Consider the following 15,562-nt stretch of genomic DNA (forward strand, 5'->3'; position numbering starts at 1 on the left):
TTTATGGTTACATATGCTCTTGAAATTTTTCCTTAGATGTTTGGTCTCCCGTTTAAAGGGTAATTACTAGCGAAGACAATTACTAAGGAGGGCTTCAAGTGACTAAAAAAATCGTAGGTATTTTCGACACAGAACAAGAAGCAACCAGAGCAATTGAAGGACTTCACAATCAAGGATTTAATAATGATGAAATATCAGTAATCACACGTGATCGTGATGAGCTTAGAAACATCTCAGAGGATACAGGCACAAAAGCTCCAGAAGGAGTAGCAACAGGCGCTGCTACAGGTGGTGTAGTTGGCGGCGTTGCCGGACTATTAGCAGGGATCGGAGCATTGGCGATTCCGGGGATTGGACCGATTCTGGCGGCAGGGCCTATAGTTGCAACCCTTACAGGTGCAGCAGTTGGTGCAGGCGCAGGTGGATTAGTCGGCGGCTTGATCGGGCTCGGTATTCCTGAGGATGAGGCTAAAGAGTACGAAGGTTATGTGGAAAGCGGCAAAATCCTTGTACTAGTCGATGATAATGGACGCGGCTATCAAGCACATGATGTGTTCCGCGGTAACCGTTCGCTGAATACTCAGCGTTACGAAGGCGTCTATAACGAAGACACTAGACTAGGAAACTCGATGGCTAACAGAGCGGATCGGACGGCTGAAGTCTACAACCGCGATAAAATATAACATTATAATAACCTGCTTTAAAAGCGGTAAAAGGTTACAAGGAGCGATTCTCCGATTTAATGGAGAATCGCTCCTTTTGTATTTTTAGTCCATCGCGCCTCCCGGAATCCCCCTTTGCTCATCCTCTTCTGAGGGGTACGGACCCAGATGACGCTATTGGCTAATTTTTGGTCTTTGCAGCAGGATTTCGGACTCCATGGACGCTATTCTATAGAATGAGGCTCATATTTGCTGTTTTTTATGCCAATAGCTGCAATGGGGTCCGATAGGGCTCCAAATATCGGATAATATTGCGTTTAAGGTCCGCTGTGTCCTTTGCTACTACGTACTTGATCGTTTCGGAGTGTCCTTATGCTACAGAGTATTCGCATATGATTGCAACTCCGAACGTGCCCCGTTACACAGTGTCCTTATGCTGTTACGCAGTGTCCTTATGCTGTTACGCAGTGTCCTTATGCTGTTACGCAGTGTCCTTATGCTGTTACACAGTGTCCTTATGCTGTTACGCAGTGTCCTTAATGCTGCTACGCACAGGCTGTCTTGGTACTGCTACGTATGCGTACCCGATCATTGTGTCCTTATGCTAGAGGTGCATCGTTCCGCTGACGTACATGCACCGTTCCGCTGACGTACGTGCATCGTTCCACTGTGTCCTTGTATTGTTACGTAAGTGCACCCGGACTCTGTGTCCTTATCCTACTGAGCATACGTCCACGGTTTGCTGCTAAGAAATCCCCCCGTTCCGCAGCGCCCTTATGGTTGCTAAGCACATGCCTCGTTCCGCAGGGTCCTTATATGCTGCTACCTTGCACGATCTTAATCAAGGATACGAAGCATGCGGACGAAAGAATCAGCTGCCACGGATAACCTCATATCGCGATGGATTGCGAAGCCTATATTCCGGGGTGGAGGGGGATCATCTAATTGCAACTCGAAAAGTTCTCCTTTTTGAATCTCCTCAATTACAAAAGAACGGCTAATAAAGGCTACCCCGTAACCAAGTCTTGCGAATTCAGAGAGTAAATCGATGCTGCCCAGCTCTATATCTGGTTTAACGGACAATCCCTTACCAGCAAACCAATGATCAACAAACAGTCTGGTGCTGCTTTCTGGGGATAATAAAATAAAAGGTAACTCTGCAAGTTCTTTTGCCGTAAGCGAACGGTTTGCCAGTTCCTGAAAGGCTCGTCCCACTACAAAACAATCCTCAAGGGTGGCAAGCGTCTGAATACTTAATTGTGGATCGTCAATAGGCATATGGACGAGCGCACAGTCTATTTCGCCTTCTTTCAAACGTTTGGTGATCTCATGCGTTTTTCCGTGTGATAGCCGAATTCGTATGCCGGGATATTGTTTGTGGAATGCGTTCAATTGCGGCAGCAAAAGATTTTTTATAAGGGAATCACTCGCTCCAATCCGAACTTCTCCCTCGTTTAGCTGCTTTAGATTGTGAAGATGCTTTTGTGCAGAATCCAGCATGACTAAAGAGGGCTCAACATATTCCAATAACGCCCGTCCTTCCTCGGTTAGCTCTACACCTTTAGATAAACGATGAAATAATTTGAGGCCTAAAGAATCCTCCATTTGTTTAATGGCATAACTTACGGATGGCTGTGTAATATGCAATTCATTTGCAGCCTTTGTTAGATTTTTGTAACGAGCCGTATATAAAAAAATACGATACCATTCAAGGTTAAAGAATTTGATATAGATCACCTCTATGACAGCCTGTTGAAAATGTGATTTCATTAATTGCAACAATCTTATTATAATTTGGATATATAAATAATAAAAGAGTCGGCAATGGAGGTTTGAATATTATGGCAGGTAACACATTTGGAGAAGTATTCAAGATTACTACCTTTGGAGAGTCACATGGTGCAGCGGTTGGGGTCATAGTGGATGGAGTTACACCTAATGTTGAAATTGATGAAGCATATATTCAGAAACAGATGGATAGAAGGAAACCAGGCCAGTCCTCTGTAACTTCACCGCGTAAGGAATATGATGTGGTGCAAATACAATCAGGAATATTCGAAGGGAAAACAACCGGAACTCCACTCTTTGTAGTTCTGTACAACAAAGATATGAAACCGGAGGCCTATAACGATATTCAGCATTCATTTAGACCCGGCCATGCGGATTATACTTTTTTGCAGAAATACGGAATTCGCGATCATAGAGGCAGTGGGCGGGCATCTGGCAGGGAAACAGCGGCAAGAGTAGCTGGCGGAGCGATCGCTCGGAAACTGCTCGAAAGAAGAGGGGTTGAGGTACTAGCCTACACGCAAGAGGTCGGAGGGATTAAGTGTCAAACCTTTGATGAAGATGTTATTGAACAAAATGCAGTCCGCGCCTGTGATGCTAAGGCTGGAGCTGAAATGATTAAAAAAATTGAACACTTAGCTTCGATTGGAGACAGCTGCGGAGGTATCGTGGAGTGTCGGATTAGAGGGGTTATTCCGGGTCTTGGAGAACCCGTATTTGATAAATTGGATGCAGAGTTAGCTAAAGCGATGTTATCTATTGGTGCTGTAAAAGGAATAGAGTTTGGAGCTGGATTCGAAGCGGCCTCTATGCTTGGAAGTGAACATAATGACGCGATGAATAAGGATGGATTTCTTAGTAACCATTCCGGTGGAATTATAGGCGGAATCAGCACAGGAGAAGAGATTATTTTTCGAATAAGTGTAAAGCCTACATCCTCGATTTCTGTTACTCAACAGACCATAAACACGAATGGTGAAGAAGTTGAGATTAAAACGGAGGGCAGACATGATCCATGTATCTGTCCGAGAATCGTCCCGGTTGTTGAAGCAATGGCTTGCTTAGTATTGGAAGATCTTTATAAAAGACAAGCTGCTATTTTTGGATGAAACACTTTATAAAATGAAACAAATCAAAGACTGCACCTCTTAGCAATAGACTGTGAGGTGCAGTCTTTTTTGCATATGTGGTATCATATGGATAATCATTCAAATTATGCTTTGTCTCTAGCTATGCCATAAGATACAGTACAGCGAAAAGGAGGGAATAGATGAGAATCTTTGTTGCAGGTGCTGCTGGTGTGATTGGACGGTCATTGCTTCCTAAGTTACTACAAGCGGGGCATGAGGTTATCGGTCTGACCCATAAAGAAGAAAACAAAACAATCCTTGAGAGCTTAGGGGCACAAGCGGTAATCGCGGATGTGTATGAGCGTGAGTCTATATTTGCGGCTATTCAAGCAGCCCAACCTGAAGTGGTAATTCATCAGCTGACTTCATTAAGTCAGCGGAATTTTGCAGATAATTCAAAGATAAGAATAGAAGGAACACGAAATATTGTCGATGCTTCACTGACAAGCGGGGTTAAACAGATTATTGCCCAAAGTATCTCTTGGGCTTATGAAGCTGGTGAGGGACCTGCCACGGAGAATACTCCATTAGATACTAATGCTTCTGAATCCCGGATGAGAACCATTGAGGGTATCCGCTCACTTGAAAAGGCAGTTGCAGAAATTCCTAATCATGTGATTTTGCGGTACGGAATGTTGTACGGCCAAGGGACTTGGTATGATGCTGCGGGATTAATGACAGAAGAAATTCGAAAAGGGAGACTGACTGCAACAGAAGCGGTTACGTCATTCCTTCATGTGGAGGATGCAGCTAACGCGGCGGCGCTTGCTCTGAACTGGCCTTCTGGTCCAGTTAATATTGTGGACAATGAACCTGCGCGAGGAATAGATTGGGTGCCTGTTTTTTCTGAAATCTTGGGAGCTCCTAGACCTCCTTTGCATATGGGCAGAGAAGGCTGGGAACGGGGAGCGTCCAATACAAAAGCTCGAATGGATTACGGATGGAGTCCATCATACCCATCATGGAGGTCAGGTTTTGCTCAGAGCTTGAAAGGTTAGAGATGAATCCAAACATGTACAAGGAGAGATAACATGAGTAAATTAAAGAATTTTTCTTTAGTAGTCGTGAATTTAATTGCTGATCTATGGTTTGGAATCGTTCGAAAACCAGAGTTTTATGATAAACACACCGTTACTAGAACAAAGAAAGGGTATGTCCTGTTTGTATCTATGGCAGGCATTATCGCAGTGGGTTCAGCTTTTTGGTTATGCTCAAGAATATATTAGAAAAAAGGCTGCCAATTGGCGGTCTTTTTTTGATATTGGATGTCAGAAAGCTAGAATGTTATGTTACTACTTAATAGATGGTTAAAACAGGCTCCTTATTATGATCAGCGCATAAGATTAATGTCTAAACTCATGGATGAAAATCGTGCCAAAGTGACGCTTATTGCCGCCTCAGCTGGGTTTGGAAAAACGACACTTGCGGCCGAATGGGCTCGTACTCATTCCGATGAGGTTGCATAGCTTGCAGATAACCATCTTGTACGATTCTGGTTAAATTTGCATGCTGCAATTGAGAGAATCTTTCGCCCCTTTTTAAATCGCTTGGATTTGTTTATCCAGTCTGTTCGTGACGGTTCAGTAGAAACTGCGATTCCTCTTTTATTAAACGATCTGCATTCTCTTCCAGGCTCTATTACACTTATAATGGATGATTATCATGCGATTACGAATCAATCGATTCATGAAAGTATGGGCTTTTTCATCGGACATCTTCCGGCTAATGTGAAGCTTGTAATATTGAGTAGAACCCTCCCGCCACTCGCCTTATCCCGCCTAAGAGCACAACAGGAACTACTAGAATTAAGTAACGATGATCTGAGATTTACATTTGACGAAATTGATGAGCTACAATCTCAACCCTTGAGCGAGCAGCTTTCACAAGATGAGTTATTTTTGCTTGGAAAAAAAACAGAAGGATGGGCAGCGGGTTTAATTCTTGCCTTCCGCTCTTTTTCAGGAAGGGCTGGTCTTGGAAGCTATCCAGCATGCTTTTGAGGCAGAGGATTATACGTTTTCTGCATCATGTATGGATAGGCCTTTCAATTCAATTATCAAAGATGGCGATGAATCTACATTGCTAGATTCACTAGATAAGTTGTCGATCAAAAATATGATTGTGCACCCTGATTTATTTTATTTTCAAGCGGGTTCGATGGCTGTCGCTGGACGATCAGATGATGCCAAACGCTTCTTACAAAGGTTGAACTTTTCATGGAAGAGGAATTTATTATTCCGGAAAAAGAGCAAGCCGTAATTCAAATGCGGTTGGATCTGTATCGTGCTTCGGTTGCATTTTATCAGGGAGACGTGGATACGTTCGTTGAGCTATTGGACCAAAACAGGGAAGGCATAGAGAAATTTGCATCTATAGTAAACGTTACAAGGTCATGGTTTTGTATTTTTGGTGGATCTTTTCTATGAAAGGAATCATCTTAAAGATGCAAATGTCCAACTGGACAAAGTGCTTGTTATGTGTAATTCCTCGAAGCATGTGAGCATGTGGGTACCAGGGGTTATTTTGCAAGCTAAAATGTTAAAAGCAATAGGTCATGTGGAAGATGCAGCGGAAGTTTTGCAGACAGCTATTGCGGAACTTAAGCAATATCATTCTCCTGGCAGGGAAAGATTGCTGGAAGCCGCATATATTCGAATTCAGTTCTCGCAAGGACTGTTAAGTAGCGGTGATGAATGGCTAACGAAAAGGCATATTAGTGCAAATGATAAACCTAATGTTGCCCGGGAATACGAACAAATCACACTCGCGCGTATGCTGATGGCACGTCAAGCTTATCAAAAGTTAGAGGTTAAAAACCGGGTACAAGCCGTTTCTAAGATAAAAGAAAAGCATTTGCTTTAAATCGGCAAAAGATTAATATAACAGTTTATTACCAAACATTTACTTTAAGAAGTGATACTATGGAATACAGAAGGTGATAGGACTAGCGAGGAGGAAATGTAAATGCAATTAATGGCATGGTCTGAATACGAGATTTCATATGACTTAAATAATGATTATTCTATTCGTAAGGCAGACTCAGAAGAGTGGGGACTGTATTGTTCCATTTATTATAATATGCAATATAACGGTTTTTTTAAAGAAGAAAGGTTCAATTCTGCCCAAAGAAACGCTTTTTGGATTTATAAAGGCGAGTCTAAAATAGGTGGAGTAAAGATGTCGCCTAACCGGATATATCATTTATTTGTTATTCCACCGTTTAACGATACATTTGTGGTGCTGAAGCTATTAAAAAAGCTTTTGATTTATTGGTCGGATAGAACAAAACCTATAAAAACCTTCGAGGTTCTGCCAGACCAGGTTCAATTATTTGCGCGGGCAGGGTTTTGGCCTGATGAGTTCAGATGCCGTTGGATGCACCGTCCTACAGATCATTTTGAGGTCGAATGGAACGAAGAGTTAAGGATTGAAAGTCCTCAGATCGAAGATAATGGAATGGGCGCTAAACGTTTTATTCTTGAAGAGCAGATCGCCGAATGTAACTATGCGAGCTTCGATGGAAGTCTTGAGGCAACAAGGAGAAAAAAATTCGCTTATGAAGATTTTATCCCAAGTGAAGAACCTAATTACACAAATGAAGAATTACTGACAGCGTCAACGCTTGTGTATGATAAGAAATCAGGACAGCTAATTGCGAATTGTCTTTTGGGTTTACAAGATGATTACGCAGCAGTTTACAGTATTGGTGTAATACCTGCTTACAGAGGAAAAGGGATTGCTACACTGATGTTGAAAAGAGGACTTAATCTCCTGAAAGATAAGTATCCGATCCTAAGATTATATGTCATGGAAGGTAATGATGCGGAGTCTGTTTATTTAAATCTAGGATTTGTCCCTGGAGTACAAGAGATACAGAGTATGTATATTCCTATGCACGACTAAGAAAGGCTGCCAAATGGCAGCCTTTTTTTTGTTAACTAGGCATGAGAGGTAATAGGAAACATGAAATGTTGAGGGAGTTCTTTTAATAGCGGACGTATAAATAAGGTATCTTCACTCTGGGAAATTAATTTTGCCTTAACTTGATCGATTGGATAATCTGGTGTGAAATAAAAATGTATAACTTCAGTATCCGGAGAAATAATGCTTTTCAATACTGTGTTGATATCAAAACTTGTTGTACTAATAATATCAAAAATATGAAGCTGATGATCCTCATGTTTAAAGATCACAATAACGTCAGCCTCTTCAATATAATAAAAGGAATCGTGAAAAGGAAGAATAAAATAAAACAGCAGCTGATGTTCATTATTTATCACACTTAGCGCGGAGGATACCGGTGTTCTTTTGACTGCAAAATTTTTGATCATGCTAAAATCAACGGGGTTACCTATAGATAAAGGCCGCACAGAGTAGGTTGTAGTTGGCTGATTGCTAAGATGAGCAACGTTAAGTGAAAAGCTGCTTTCTTGCATGCGTTCAAACCCGAATTTAGGATAAAAATCCAAAGCGCGCTCATTAGCAAATAAGTAGAGGAAGTCGTATTCATGTTCGTACTTAGCGATAATGTGGTCTATTAATTTTCGGGATAAACCTTGCATACGATAATCAGGATGTGTCATCACCGTCCCAATTTGGATGGCGTTGTATTCTTTTTTGTTGATGAGAATAGTCATTTTATTAATAGATGCATTCGCAATGACGTGATCTTCATCGATAAAGGAATAACAAATATATTTGTCATTCCAGCCCCCTTGTTCATACCAAGGTTTAAAATCAATACCAAAGATTGATTGGGCTAAAGAATTGAAGCTAAGCTTATATTTATCGATGTGTTTATAATCGCTAATCAATTGATATTCATTCATAGAATATACCTCTATTTCAGATGATTTTGGGATTCGCATTTTATGAATATATAATACTATGCTTTTTAACCGTAAAGTTGATTTTAAAAATACTATACCAATATAATCCTGTAGATGTGTTATCATAATCTCTAAATTATTGACTCGGAGGTATAAGATGAGAGGGATAGATTACAGTCATTATTTTTGGCAGGATGAGAAAATAAGACTAAGATCTGTTCACATTTGCAGAATTCTCATCACAGCGACTGATGTTTACGATCGAAAATCTGAATGGTGAATATGTGGGTGGAGTAAATCTTAATAGCATAGACGAGAAAAATGGTACGTTCAGTATAGGCGTGCAAGTGGATAGAGACCATCGAGGTAAGGGGTATGGGACAAGAGCTATCAACATCCTGTTGAAGTATGCTTTTTTGGAGCTTAGACTCAACAAGTTTAACGAATGTACGCTCGAAGGTAACGAACCCTCAGCAGCTATGCTTAGAAAAGTGGGTTGTGTTCAAGAAGGCGTGCGCCGTAAAGTTATTTATACAAATGGACAGTATTTAGACTTACTGTTGTTTGGATTGACGAAGAATGAATTTATGGAGAAAAACGCTATGAAATAGTGCTTAGGAGAGGTTATTTGGAAAGCGGAGTGGCGCAGGGATTATAGCTGAGAAGGACGTTTAGAAAATGAACTTGGCAAAGTGGAACTTATTAGTTACCTAAAAAGCGATTCTTCAATAACTGGAGGATCGCTTTTTTGCGTTTTTCTTTTCGAATTGATGTTCTATTGAAGCTTGCGGACCCAGAAGACGTTATTTGCATATTTTTCGCTTTTTCAGAGTAGTATCGGACTCTAGTGCAGCTATTCCTCAAGAATCGCTCTATTTATGTTACTTTTTATGCCAATAGCGTCCATGGGGTCCGATAGCACACCAAAAGTGGGAAAAAGCAGCGAATAGAGTCAACGGGGTCCGATAGCAACTCGAACGAGCAAACTTGAACAAACTAAACAAAGAATGGGAGGGGAGCGTGCTGAAGCATGTGGATTCAGATAGAGTTTGGTTTGCGCAGAAGTATGTGGGCTCAGATGGAGTTTATTTCGCGCAGAAACTTTCGGACCGAGAAGACGCTATTTGCAAATATTAAGCTTTTTCAGAGTAGTTTCGGACACCAGTGCAGCTATTCCTCAAGAATCGCTCTATATATGTTACTTTTTATGCCAATAGCCTCCATGGAGTCCGATAGCACACCAAAAGTGGGGAAAAGCAGCGAATAGAGTCAACTGGGTCCGATAGCAACTCGAACGAGCAAACTTGAACAAACTAAACAAAGAATGGGAGAGGAGCGTGCTGAAGCCTGTGGATTCAGATAGAGTTTATTTCGTGCAGTAGTTTGTGGGCTCAGATAGAGTTTGGTTTGCGCAGAAGTATGTGGGCTCAGATGGAGTTTATTTCGCGCAGAAACTTTCGGACCGAGAAGACGCTATTTGCAAATATTAAGCTTTTTCAGAGTAGTTTCGGACACCAGTGCAGCTATTCCCCAAGAATAGATGTATAAATGTTACTTTTTATGCTAATAGCGCCCATAGGGTCCGATAGCACAGCAAAAGTGGGGAAAAGCAGCGAATAGGGTCAACTGGGTCCGATAGTAGCTCGAACAAGCAACTGATCAAACTAAACTGATCAATCCAAACTGATCAAACCAAACAAACCAAACGAATCAAATTAAACAAAGAATGGGAGGGTGTGCCGAAGCATGCGGGTTCAGATAGAATTTGTATCGTGCCGAAGCATGTGGACCTAATTCTTCGAGGATCATTCTACGAAATCAACGATGTACAATCATTTATTCCATAATTTCATCATATGAAAAATTCACAATAGAAAACCACAAAAAAACCAAACCCTACCTACCCACATCCACATAAATCATCCTATATCCCACCAAATCTCTATAAACAACGTAATAAGTGAACCCTCTATCAAATTTCAGGTTGTGAAAGTTGGAAAATAGTGCTTATACTAGAGTAATAGAAGGAAAGATTAGCCAACAACATTTACAACATGAGGAGGGTTTATATGGCGTTTATGATTGCTCAACGAGCGTTTATCAAAGTGTATCTTATAACAATGGTAGAACAACACCGCGGTTACGGATATCAAATGCTGGAGGATTTACGTCGGGATTTCAAAGCCCATGGTTATTCCCCTCCACAAAGTGAAATCTATCGCGCCCTGCATGAGCTGGTGCAGCAAGGGATTTTATATCGTACCAAGCAGCTTAAAGGCAATGACCCTAAAGTGGATTTTCAAGAAATCGTACTTTACCATTTCACCTCAGATGGAGAAGAGAAAGCAAAATTATATAAAAAGCAGGTAAAGACGGATCTTGACCGCTGCTTAGGCATTTTGAATAAAGCTGTTGTGGACAACTATTAGAACTGCAACTATAGTAATATTTTCAGGATGCGCTCACCCTGTTATAATGGTTACTGCCGGATGATTGCAGTATATACTTGGAGGTAGCAAAAGATGGATGAACATATGAAACGCCGGTTAGACAAACAGCGGAAGCTGTTCAGTCAACTTGGCATCACATTAGACGCTCTAACCATACATGAAAAAGAATTCAGCATGAAGCTGCGTGGCTACGATGCGGAGGAAGTAGATACATTTCTGGACAGCGTAATCAAAGATTACGAACGTTTCTATGCGACGATAGCTGATCTGATGGATAAATGGCAAGAGCAGCAGCTGGAAATGCGGGAATTAAAGGCAGAAACAAAAACAGAGGTTATCCAGGTTCCTGTTTCCCGAGGCATTGATCCAAAAGAATTGGAAGAGGTTATTCTGAGGCTTGAAACTAACGTCCGCCAGCTTAAAGATAAGCTTCCTCGCGTGGAAGAGTTTTTATAAGGCGCTGTTTGGGATAATGGGAGCTCCGCTTGACATTTCTAAATTTACCATTGACGAGTTAGCAGTTCATGAATTATGATATGTTCATAAATGATCATTTATATTTTAGTGGCGTGTTACCGTTAAGGGCATGAGCCAAGAATTGTCTTTATTTCCATTAGACAATTCTTGGCTTTTTTTGTTCCAATTTGACGATAATTAGGGAGAGGAGTGATGAGCTTGTCGCGAGAGATCGAGCAATTTCAAGTACAGCGTGTAATTGGGAATAACGTTGTAATGGTTCAGGGAAGCAAAAACGGGAAGGAATATGTCATCATTGGCAAAGGTATTGGATTTGCAGTGAAGGGTTCTGGTGTGATCGAAGGAAATGATGCTCGGATTGAAAAATTGTTTCGTCTAGAAGATCGCGAAGCCTGGAGCCAATATCAAGTTTTGCTGGAAGATATAGATCCTAAGGTAATGAAAATAACTGATGAGATAATTGCAGATATCCAAAGTCAATTTCCTGACAAGTTAAACGACAAGATTTATCTGGCACTCCCGAGCCACATACAGTTCACCATCTACCGTCTGCGCAACGGGATGGATATTATTAATCCGTTTTTGCAAGAAACCAAAATGTCATTTCCGAAGGAATTTGAGATCGCTTACAAGGCATCGGAGAAAATCAATGCTGAATTTCAAGTGCAAATCCCCGAAGATGAGATTGGATTTCTTACTTATCATGTGTATTCAGCCGTCAATAATGTATCGGTTGGTCAGTTAGTCAAGGCCTCTAATATTGTCAATGAGCTTCTAGACATGATTCAGCAAGAACGAAAGATAACTTTTGAGCACGGCAGTATGAATCATATCCGATTAATGATCCACTTGCGTTTTTCGCTGGAACGTATTTTAAAAGGATCACTAATAGATAATCCCTTTGTGAAACATATTAAGAAAGAATACAAAGAGGAATACAAGCTGGCTAAGAAGCTCGGTAAAGTAATGCAAAGATCGCTTGAGGTCGAAATTCCGGAAGAAGAACTATGTTTTCTAGCCATGCATTTGCACCGGTTATTTCAGACCTTAGTGAAATCAAATTAACATCTTAAGAGGAGTGGAGCATATGTTTTCCAAATGGAAATCAAAAAAAGAAGAGAAACATACTGAACATACCATCGAAATCATGGCACCAATCAGCGGGGAGTCAGTTCCACTAGCACAGGTTCCGGATGAAACCTTTGCTGGCGGTCATATGGGTAACGGAATTGCAATAAAACCATCTGAAGGAATTTTGAAAGCGCCTTTTGACGGTAGGGTTGCTCATATCGTGAAATCGAGTCATGCAGTCATTCTGGAACATTCCTCCGGTATGCAATTGCTATTACATATCGGAATCGATACTGTCAGCCTCAAGGGCAACGGTTTTGTCAGTCATATAACCTCTGGAGATCAAGTAAAAGCAGGTCAAACCCTAATCGAATTTGATCTGGACGTAATTCGCGCGGCAGGTTGTGACACAATTTCGCCTGTAATCGTGACCAGTACAGAGGAGAATCCACCTCAAGTAAGCGGACATTATGGTCAGGTTACAGCAGGACAGGATCTGATTCTTACCGTGGCTTCAAAGTAAATGGTTTATAGAGCACTACTACTATTGAACCGAAAGGATGATTTTAAATGTTGGCTTTTCTACAAAAACTAGGTAAGTCGTTAATGCTTCCTGTTGCAACCATGCCGGCGGCAGCTATTCTTCAAGGGTTTGGTTTGCTTAACTACGAAAAAGATATTCCGCTAGGAGCGACCATTGGTGGATTTCTGAATCAATACTTTGCTCCATTTCTAAACGCCGGAGCGAATGCGATCTTCGGTAACCTAGCCTTAATCTTCGCGGTAGGGGTTGCCATTGGATTTGCCGGTGACGCCGTAGCAGCTTTGTCAGCAGTAATTTCTTACATGGTACTGACTAAGATTCTGCTTATCGTACCGCTTCAATTCTCTTTCATCAATGATGATGTTGTATTGAACATGGGTGTGCTTGGTGGTATTTTTGCCGGTGCTTGGGCAGCGTTCTTATACAAGAGATATCACAATATAAAAATGCCTGATTGGCTCGGATTTTTTGCAGGTAAACGTTTTGTCCCAATCATTACGGCAGCTTCTATGATGGTTCTTGCTGTATTTGTGGGTATGATCTGGAGTCCGATACAAGATGTTATTAGTGACTTCGGGAACTGGGTTGTGTCACTGGGGGCTGTTGGAGCATTCATCTTCGGTACAGCTAACCGCTTGCTGATTCCGTTCGGTCTTCACCACGTGCTTAATACGATTGCTTGGTTCCAAATTGGTGATTTTACGAATGCAGCTGGTGAACTGGTGCATGGTGACTTGTACCGCTTCTTCGCTGGAGATAAAACTGCTGGGATGTTTATGACTGGATTCTTCCCAATTATGATGTTTGCGCTTCCAGGGGCAGCACTTGCATTTATTCATACAGCTAAACCGGAAAAACGTAAAATGGTTGCTTCCATCTTCATCGGTTCTGCCATTGCTTCTTTCTTAACAGGGATCACTGAACCACTTGAGTTCTCCTTTATGTTCGTAGCACCACTCTTGTACGGAGTTCATGCTTTATTAACAGGATTCTCCATGGCCTTGATGTACATTTTAGATGTTAAGCTTGGTTTTGGTTTCTCCGCAGGTTTGATCGATTATCTTGTAAACCTGAAACTGTCTACTAATGCATGGATACTTATTCCTGTGGGTCTTGGATTCTTCGTCTTGTATTATGTACTATTCCGCTTTATTATCTCATTGTTCAAGCTAAAAACACCTGGACGTGAAGATGATGATGAAGAAAGTCTGTTAGCACCACCTGGAGGTAATGGAACGCCTTCATCGTCTTCTAAAGCTGCTCAAATTCTTGAGAACATCGGCGGTCCATCGAACATCCGCAATATCGATGCATGTATCACACGCCTTCGTCTGATTGTTAATGACGAAAAAGCCGTTAAAGATTCCGCATTGAAACAGCTCGGAGCTTCCGGTGTTATGAGACTGGGTCAAGGGGCTGTGCAGATCGTATTTGGTCCAAAATCAGAGCAAATTAAAGATGATATTCAAAAGCTTTTATAACTAAATTGATCATGTTGAAATCCTTAAACAGGGCTGGTTCTCATACCAGTCCTGTTTTTTTGCTGTGTCCAGAGATAAAGGGTTGCTTTATAGATAATGCCTAGTATAATACTTGGTATAAGTAAGCAAAGGAGTCGGTACACATGTCAGTCGATGATTATTTGGATCTTTTAAATTACGCCAAGGCGATTAAAGATGGGCAGTGGCAGGCTGACATCATTGAGCGCTTAAAGAATCTTAGTGCAGCAGCGGAAAGTCCTCAGATACAAGAAGAAAGTGTAATAGAACTTTGGTCAAGGTTTGATGCCATTAACATAATGATCATGAAGCTGTTTGAGAAGTTACGGGAGAATGAACATTCAGAGCAACAGTTTCAGTGGAAAGAGCAGCTCTGGGAGCTTAGGCTGGAACGGAGTATTTTATCTAAAAAGATTCTTAATCGTTACATTCGAATTAGGTAAACACTAGAAGACAGTTTCCTTATTAATTTAGGGGCTGTCTTTTTTTACGTAATCTTGATACAAAAATACATTGATAGTCGTCTTACTTATAGCTGCAGCTGATAAGGAGGATTTACAAGATGGAAATTCCGGAATCTGAAATTTTTAAAGCAATATTCTATGAACATTATCCTATTGTCAGACGTAAGCTGACCGCTTTGGTTCGTGATGAGTCGGCAGCAGATGATTTGGCACAAGAAGTTTTTCTGAGATTGTATCGTAACCCCCCAGATGATCCAGCAGCGCTGGGTGCCTGGCTTCATAGAGTCCTTACTCGTATTGGATATGATTATCTGGACAAAAAAGCAAGGGAACGGCGGCTGCAAAATAAACAAGAACAGTTATACGAAGTGGGGGAATCACCTCCTTCAGGAGAGGAAGTCTTAATCAGTAAGCTGGATCAGGAGGATGTTCATGAATGGTTGAACGAGCTGCCTGACAGGGATAGACAAGCGCTTCTGCTTAGATACTCTGGTTACAGTTATGCGGAAATAGCAGGCGAGCTTGGTCTAAGACCTCCCGTAGTAGGGACATTACTGCACCGTGCGACCCAGAGGTTAAGACAAAATGCAGCAAAATCACTGTCTCAGACGGAATAATAAAACGAGATAAGCGAAGCTCCAAATTATT

The 15,562-nt window shown here is 41.4% G+C and carries 19 protein-coding genes; 17 read left to right on the forward strand and 2 right to left on the reverse strand.

Annotated elements, in window-relative coordinates:
* Window positions 1-98: 98 nt before the first annotated feature.
* A complete protein-coding gene (locus tag NSQ91_RS14475) occupies window positions 99-683 on the forward strand; it encodes a general stress protein (RefSeq protein WP_076126136.1) in 585 nt (194 codons plus the stop codon).
* 816 nt (window positions 684-1,499) lie between these two features.
* On the opposite strand, the gene NSQ91_RS14480 is transcribed toward NSQ91_RS14475, so the two are convergent.
* Window positions 1,500-2,432, reverse strand: coding sequence for a LysR family transcriptional regulator (locus NSQ91_RS14480; RefSeq protein ID WP_340918476.1), 933 nt, complete (start codon window positions 2,430-2,432; stop codon window positions 1,500-1,502).
* Between the two features lie 71 nt (window positions 2,433-2,503).
* On the opposite strand from NSQ91_RS14480, the gene aroC reads away from it, so the two are divergent.
* From aroC to NSQ91_RS14520, 8 genes are all read left to right on the forward strand, one after another.
* Entirely contained in the window at window positions 2,504-3,559 is a 1,056-nt protein-coding gene (gene aroC, locus NSQ91_RS14485; protein ID WP_076126139.1) for a chorismate synthase, read from the forward strand.
* A 161-nt stretch (window positions 3,560-3,720) separates the two neighbouring features.
* Window positions 3,721-4,578, forward strand: coding sequence for an NAD-dependent epimerase/dehydratase family protein (locus tag NSQ91_RS14490; RefSeq protein WP_340918479.1), 858 nt, complete (start codon window positions 3,721-3,723; stop codon window positions 4,576-4,578).
* 33 nt (window positions 4,579-4,611) lie between these two features.
* Window positions 4,612-4,806, forward strand: a complete 195-nt coding sequence (locus NSQ91_RS14495; RefSeq protein ID WP_076126143.1) for a hypothetical protein — start codon at window positions 4,612-4,614, stop codon at window positions 4,804-4,806.
* Between the two features lie 60 nt (window positions 4,807-4,866).
* A complete protein-coding gene (locus NSQ91_RS14500; protein WP_076305492.1) occupies window positions 4,867-5,046 on the forward strand; it encodes a hypothetical protein in 180 nt (59 codons plus the stop codon).
* Window positions 5,047-5,082: 36 nt separating this feature from the next.
* Window positions 5,083-5,580, forward strand: a complete 498-nt coding sequence (locus NSQ91_RS14505) for a hypothetical protein (protein ID WP_339173882.1) — start codon at window positions 5,083-5,085, stop codon at window positions 5,578-5,580.
* Window positions 5,555-5,839 (forward strand): hypothetical protein, encoded by a 285-nt coding sequence (locus tag NSQ91_RS14510; RefSeq protein ID WP_339173884.1) that lies wholly within the window; start codon window positions 5,555-5,557, stop codon window positions 5,837-5,839. The genes NSQ91_RS14505 and NSQ91_RS14510 overlap by 26 nt, the downstream gene beginning before the upstream one ends.
* Window positions 5,840-5,989: 150 nt before the next feature.
* Window positions 5,990-6,442 carry a hypothetical protein gene (locus NSQ91_RS14515; RefSeq protein ID WP_175619023.1) on the forward strand — a complete coding sequence of 151 codons (453 nt, stop codon included), beginning with the start codon at window positions 5,990-5,992 and terminating at the stop codon, window positions 6,440-6,442.
* A gap of 102 nt (window positions 6,443-6,544) precedes the next feature.
* A complete protein-coding gene (locus NSQ91_RS14520; RefSeq protein WP_339173888.1) occupies window positions 6,545-7,483 on the forward strand; it encodes a GNAT family N-acetyltransferase in 939 nt (312 codons plus the stop codon).
* A 35-nt stretch (window positions 7,484-7,518) separates the two neighbouring features.
* Here NSQ91_RS14520 and NSQ91_RS14525 read toward each other — a convergent pair whose 3' ends face one another.
* Window positions 7,519-8,409 carry a GNAT family N-acetyltransferase gene (locus NSQ91_RS14525; protein WP_340918485.1) on the reverse strand — a complete coding sequence of 297 codons (891 nt, stop codon included), beginning with the start codon at window positions 8,407-8,409 and terminating at the stop codon, window positions 7,519-7,521.
* Between the two features lie 251 nt (window positions 8,410-8,660).
* Here NSQ91_RS14525 and NSQ91_RS14530 point away from each other — a divergent pair, with 251 nt between their 5' ends.
* From NSQ91_RS14530 to NSQ91_RS14565, 8 genes are all read left to right on the forward strand, one after another.
* Window positions 8,661-9,020: a GNAT family N-acetyltransferase gene (locus NSQ91_RS14530; protein ID WP_340918488.1), complete on the forward strand. Its 360-nt coding sequence runs from the start codon at window positions 8,661-8,663 to the stop codon at window positions 9,018-9,020.
* 1,458 nt (window positions 9,021-10,478) lie between these two features.
* The gene (locus NSQ91_RS14535) at window positions 10,479-10,838 is read left to right on the forward strand and encodes a helix-turn-helix transcriptional regulator (protein ID WP_036686667.1); all 360 of its coding nucleotides are present in this window, start codon (window positions 10,479-10,481) and stop codon (window positions 10,836-10,838) included.
* A gap of 93 nt (window positions 10,839-10,931) precedes the next feature.
* Window positions 10,932-11,315 (forward strand): DivIVA domain-containing protein, encoded by a 384-nt coding sequence (locus NSQ91_RS14540; RefSeq protein ID WP_036686669.1) that lies wholly within the window; start codon window positions 10,932-10,934, stop codon window positions 11,313-11,315.
* Between the two features lie 213 nt (window positions 11,316-11,528).
* On the forward strand, window positions 11,529-12,401 hold the full coding sequence (locus NSQ91_RS14545) for a PRD domain-containing protein (protein WP_076126156.1): 873 nt from the start codon (window positions 11,529-11,531) through the stop codon (window positions 12,399-12,401).
* Between the two features lie 22 nt (window positions 12,402-12,423).
* A complete protein-coding gene (locus NSQ91_RS14550) occupies window positions 12,424-12,930 on the forward strand; it encodes a PTS sugar transporter subunit IIA (RefSeq protein WP_076126158.1) in 507 nt (168 codons plus the stop codon).
* Window positions 12,931-12,977: 47 nt separating this feature from the next.
* On the forward strand, window positions 12,978-14,432 hold the full coding sequence (gene nagE, locus NSQ91_RS14555) for an N-acetylglucosamine-specific PTS transporter subunit IIBC (protein ID WP_036686675.1): 1,455 nt from the start codon (window positions 12,978-12,980) through the stop codon (window positions 14,430-14,432).
* 143 nt (window positions 14,433-14,575) lie between these two features.
* Window positions 14,576-14,893 carry a hypothetical protein gene (locus tag NSQ91_RS14560; protein ID WP_036686678.1) on the forward strand — a complete coding sequence of 106 codons (318 nt, stop codon included), beginning with the start codon at window positions 14,576-14,578 and terminating at the stop codon, window positions 14,891-14,893.
* Window positions 14,894-15,012: 119 nt separating this feature from the next.
* Complete coding sequence (locus NSQ91_RS14565; RefSeq protein ID WP_076135192.1) at window positions 15,013-15,531, forward strand: sigma-70 family RNA polymerase sigma factor; 519 nt, start codon at window positions 15,013-15,015, stop codon at window positions 15,529-15,531.
* Window positions 15,532-15,562 lie beyond the last annotated feature (31 nt).

This window comes from Paenibacillus sp. FSL R7-0048 (genome assembly GCF_038004505.1).
Classification (GTDB): Bacteria; Bacillota; Bacilli; order Paenibacillales; family Paenibacillaceae; genus Paenibacillus_AQ; species Paenibacillus_AQ odorifer.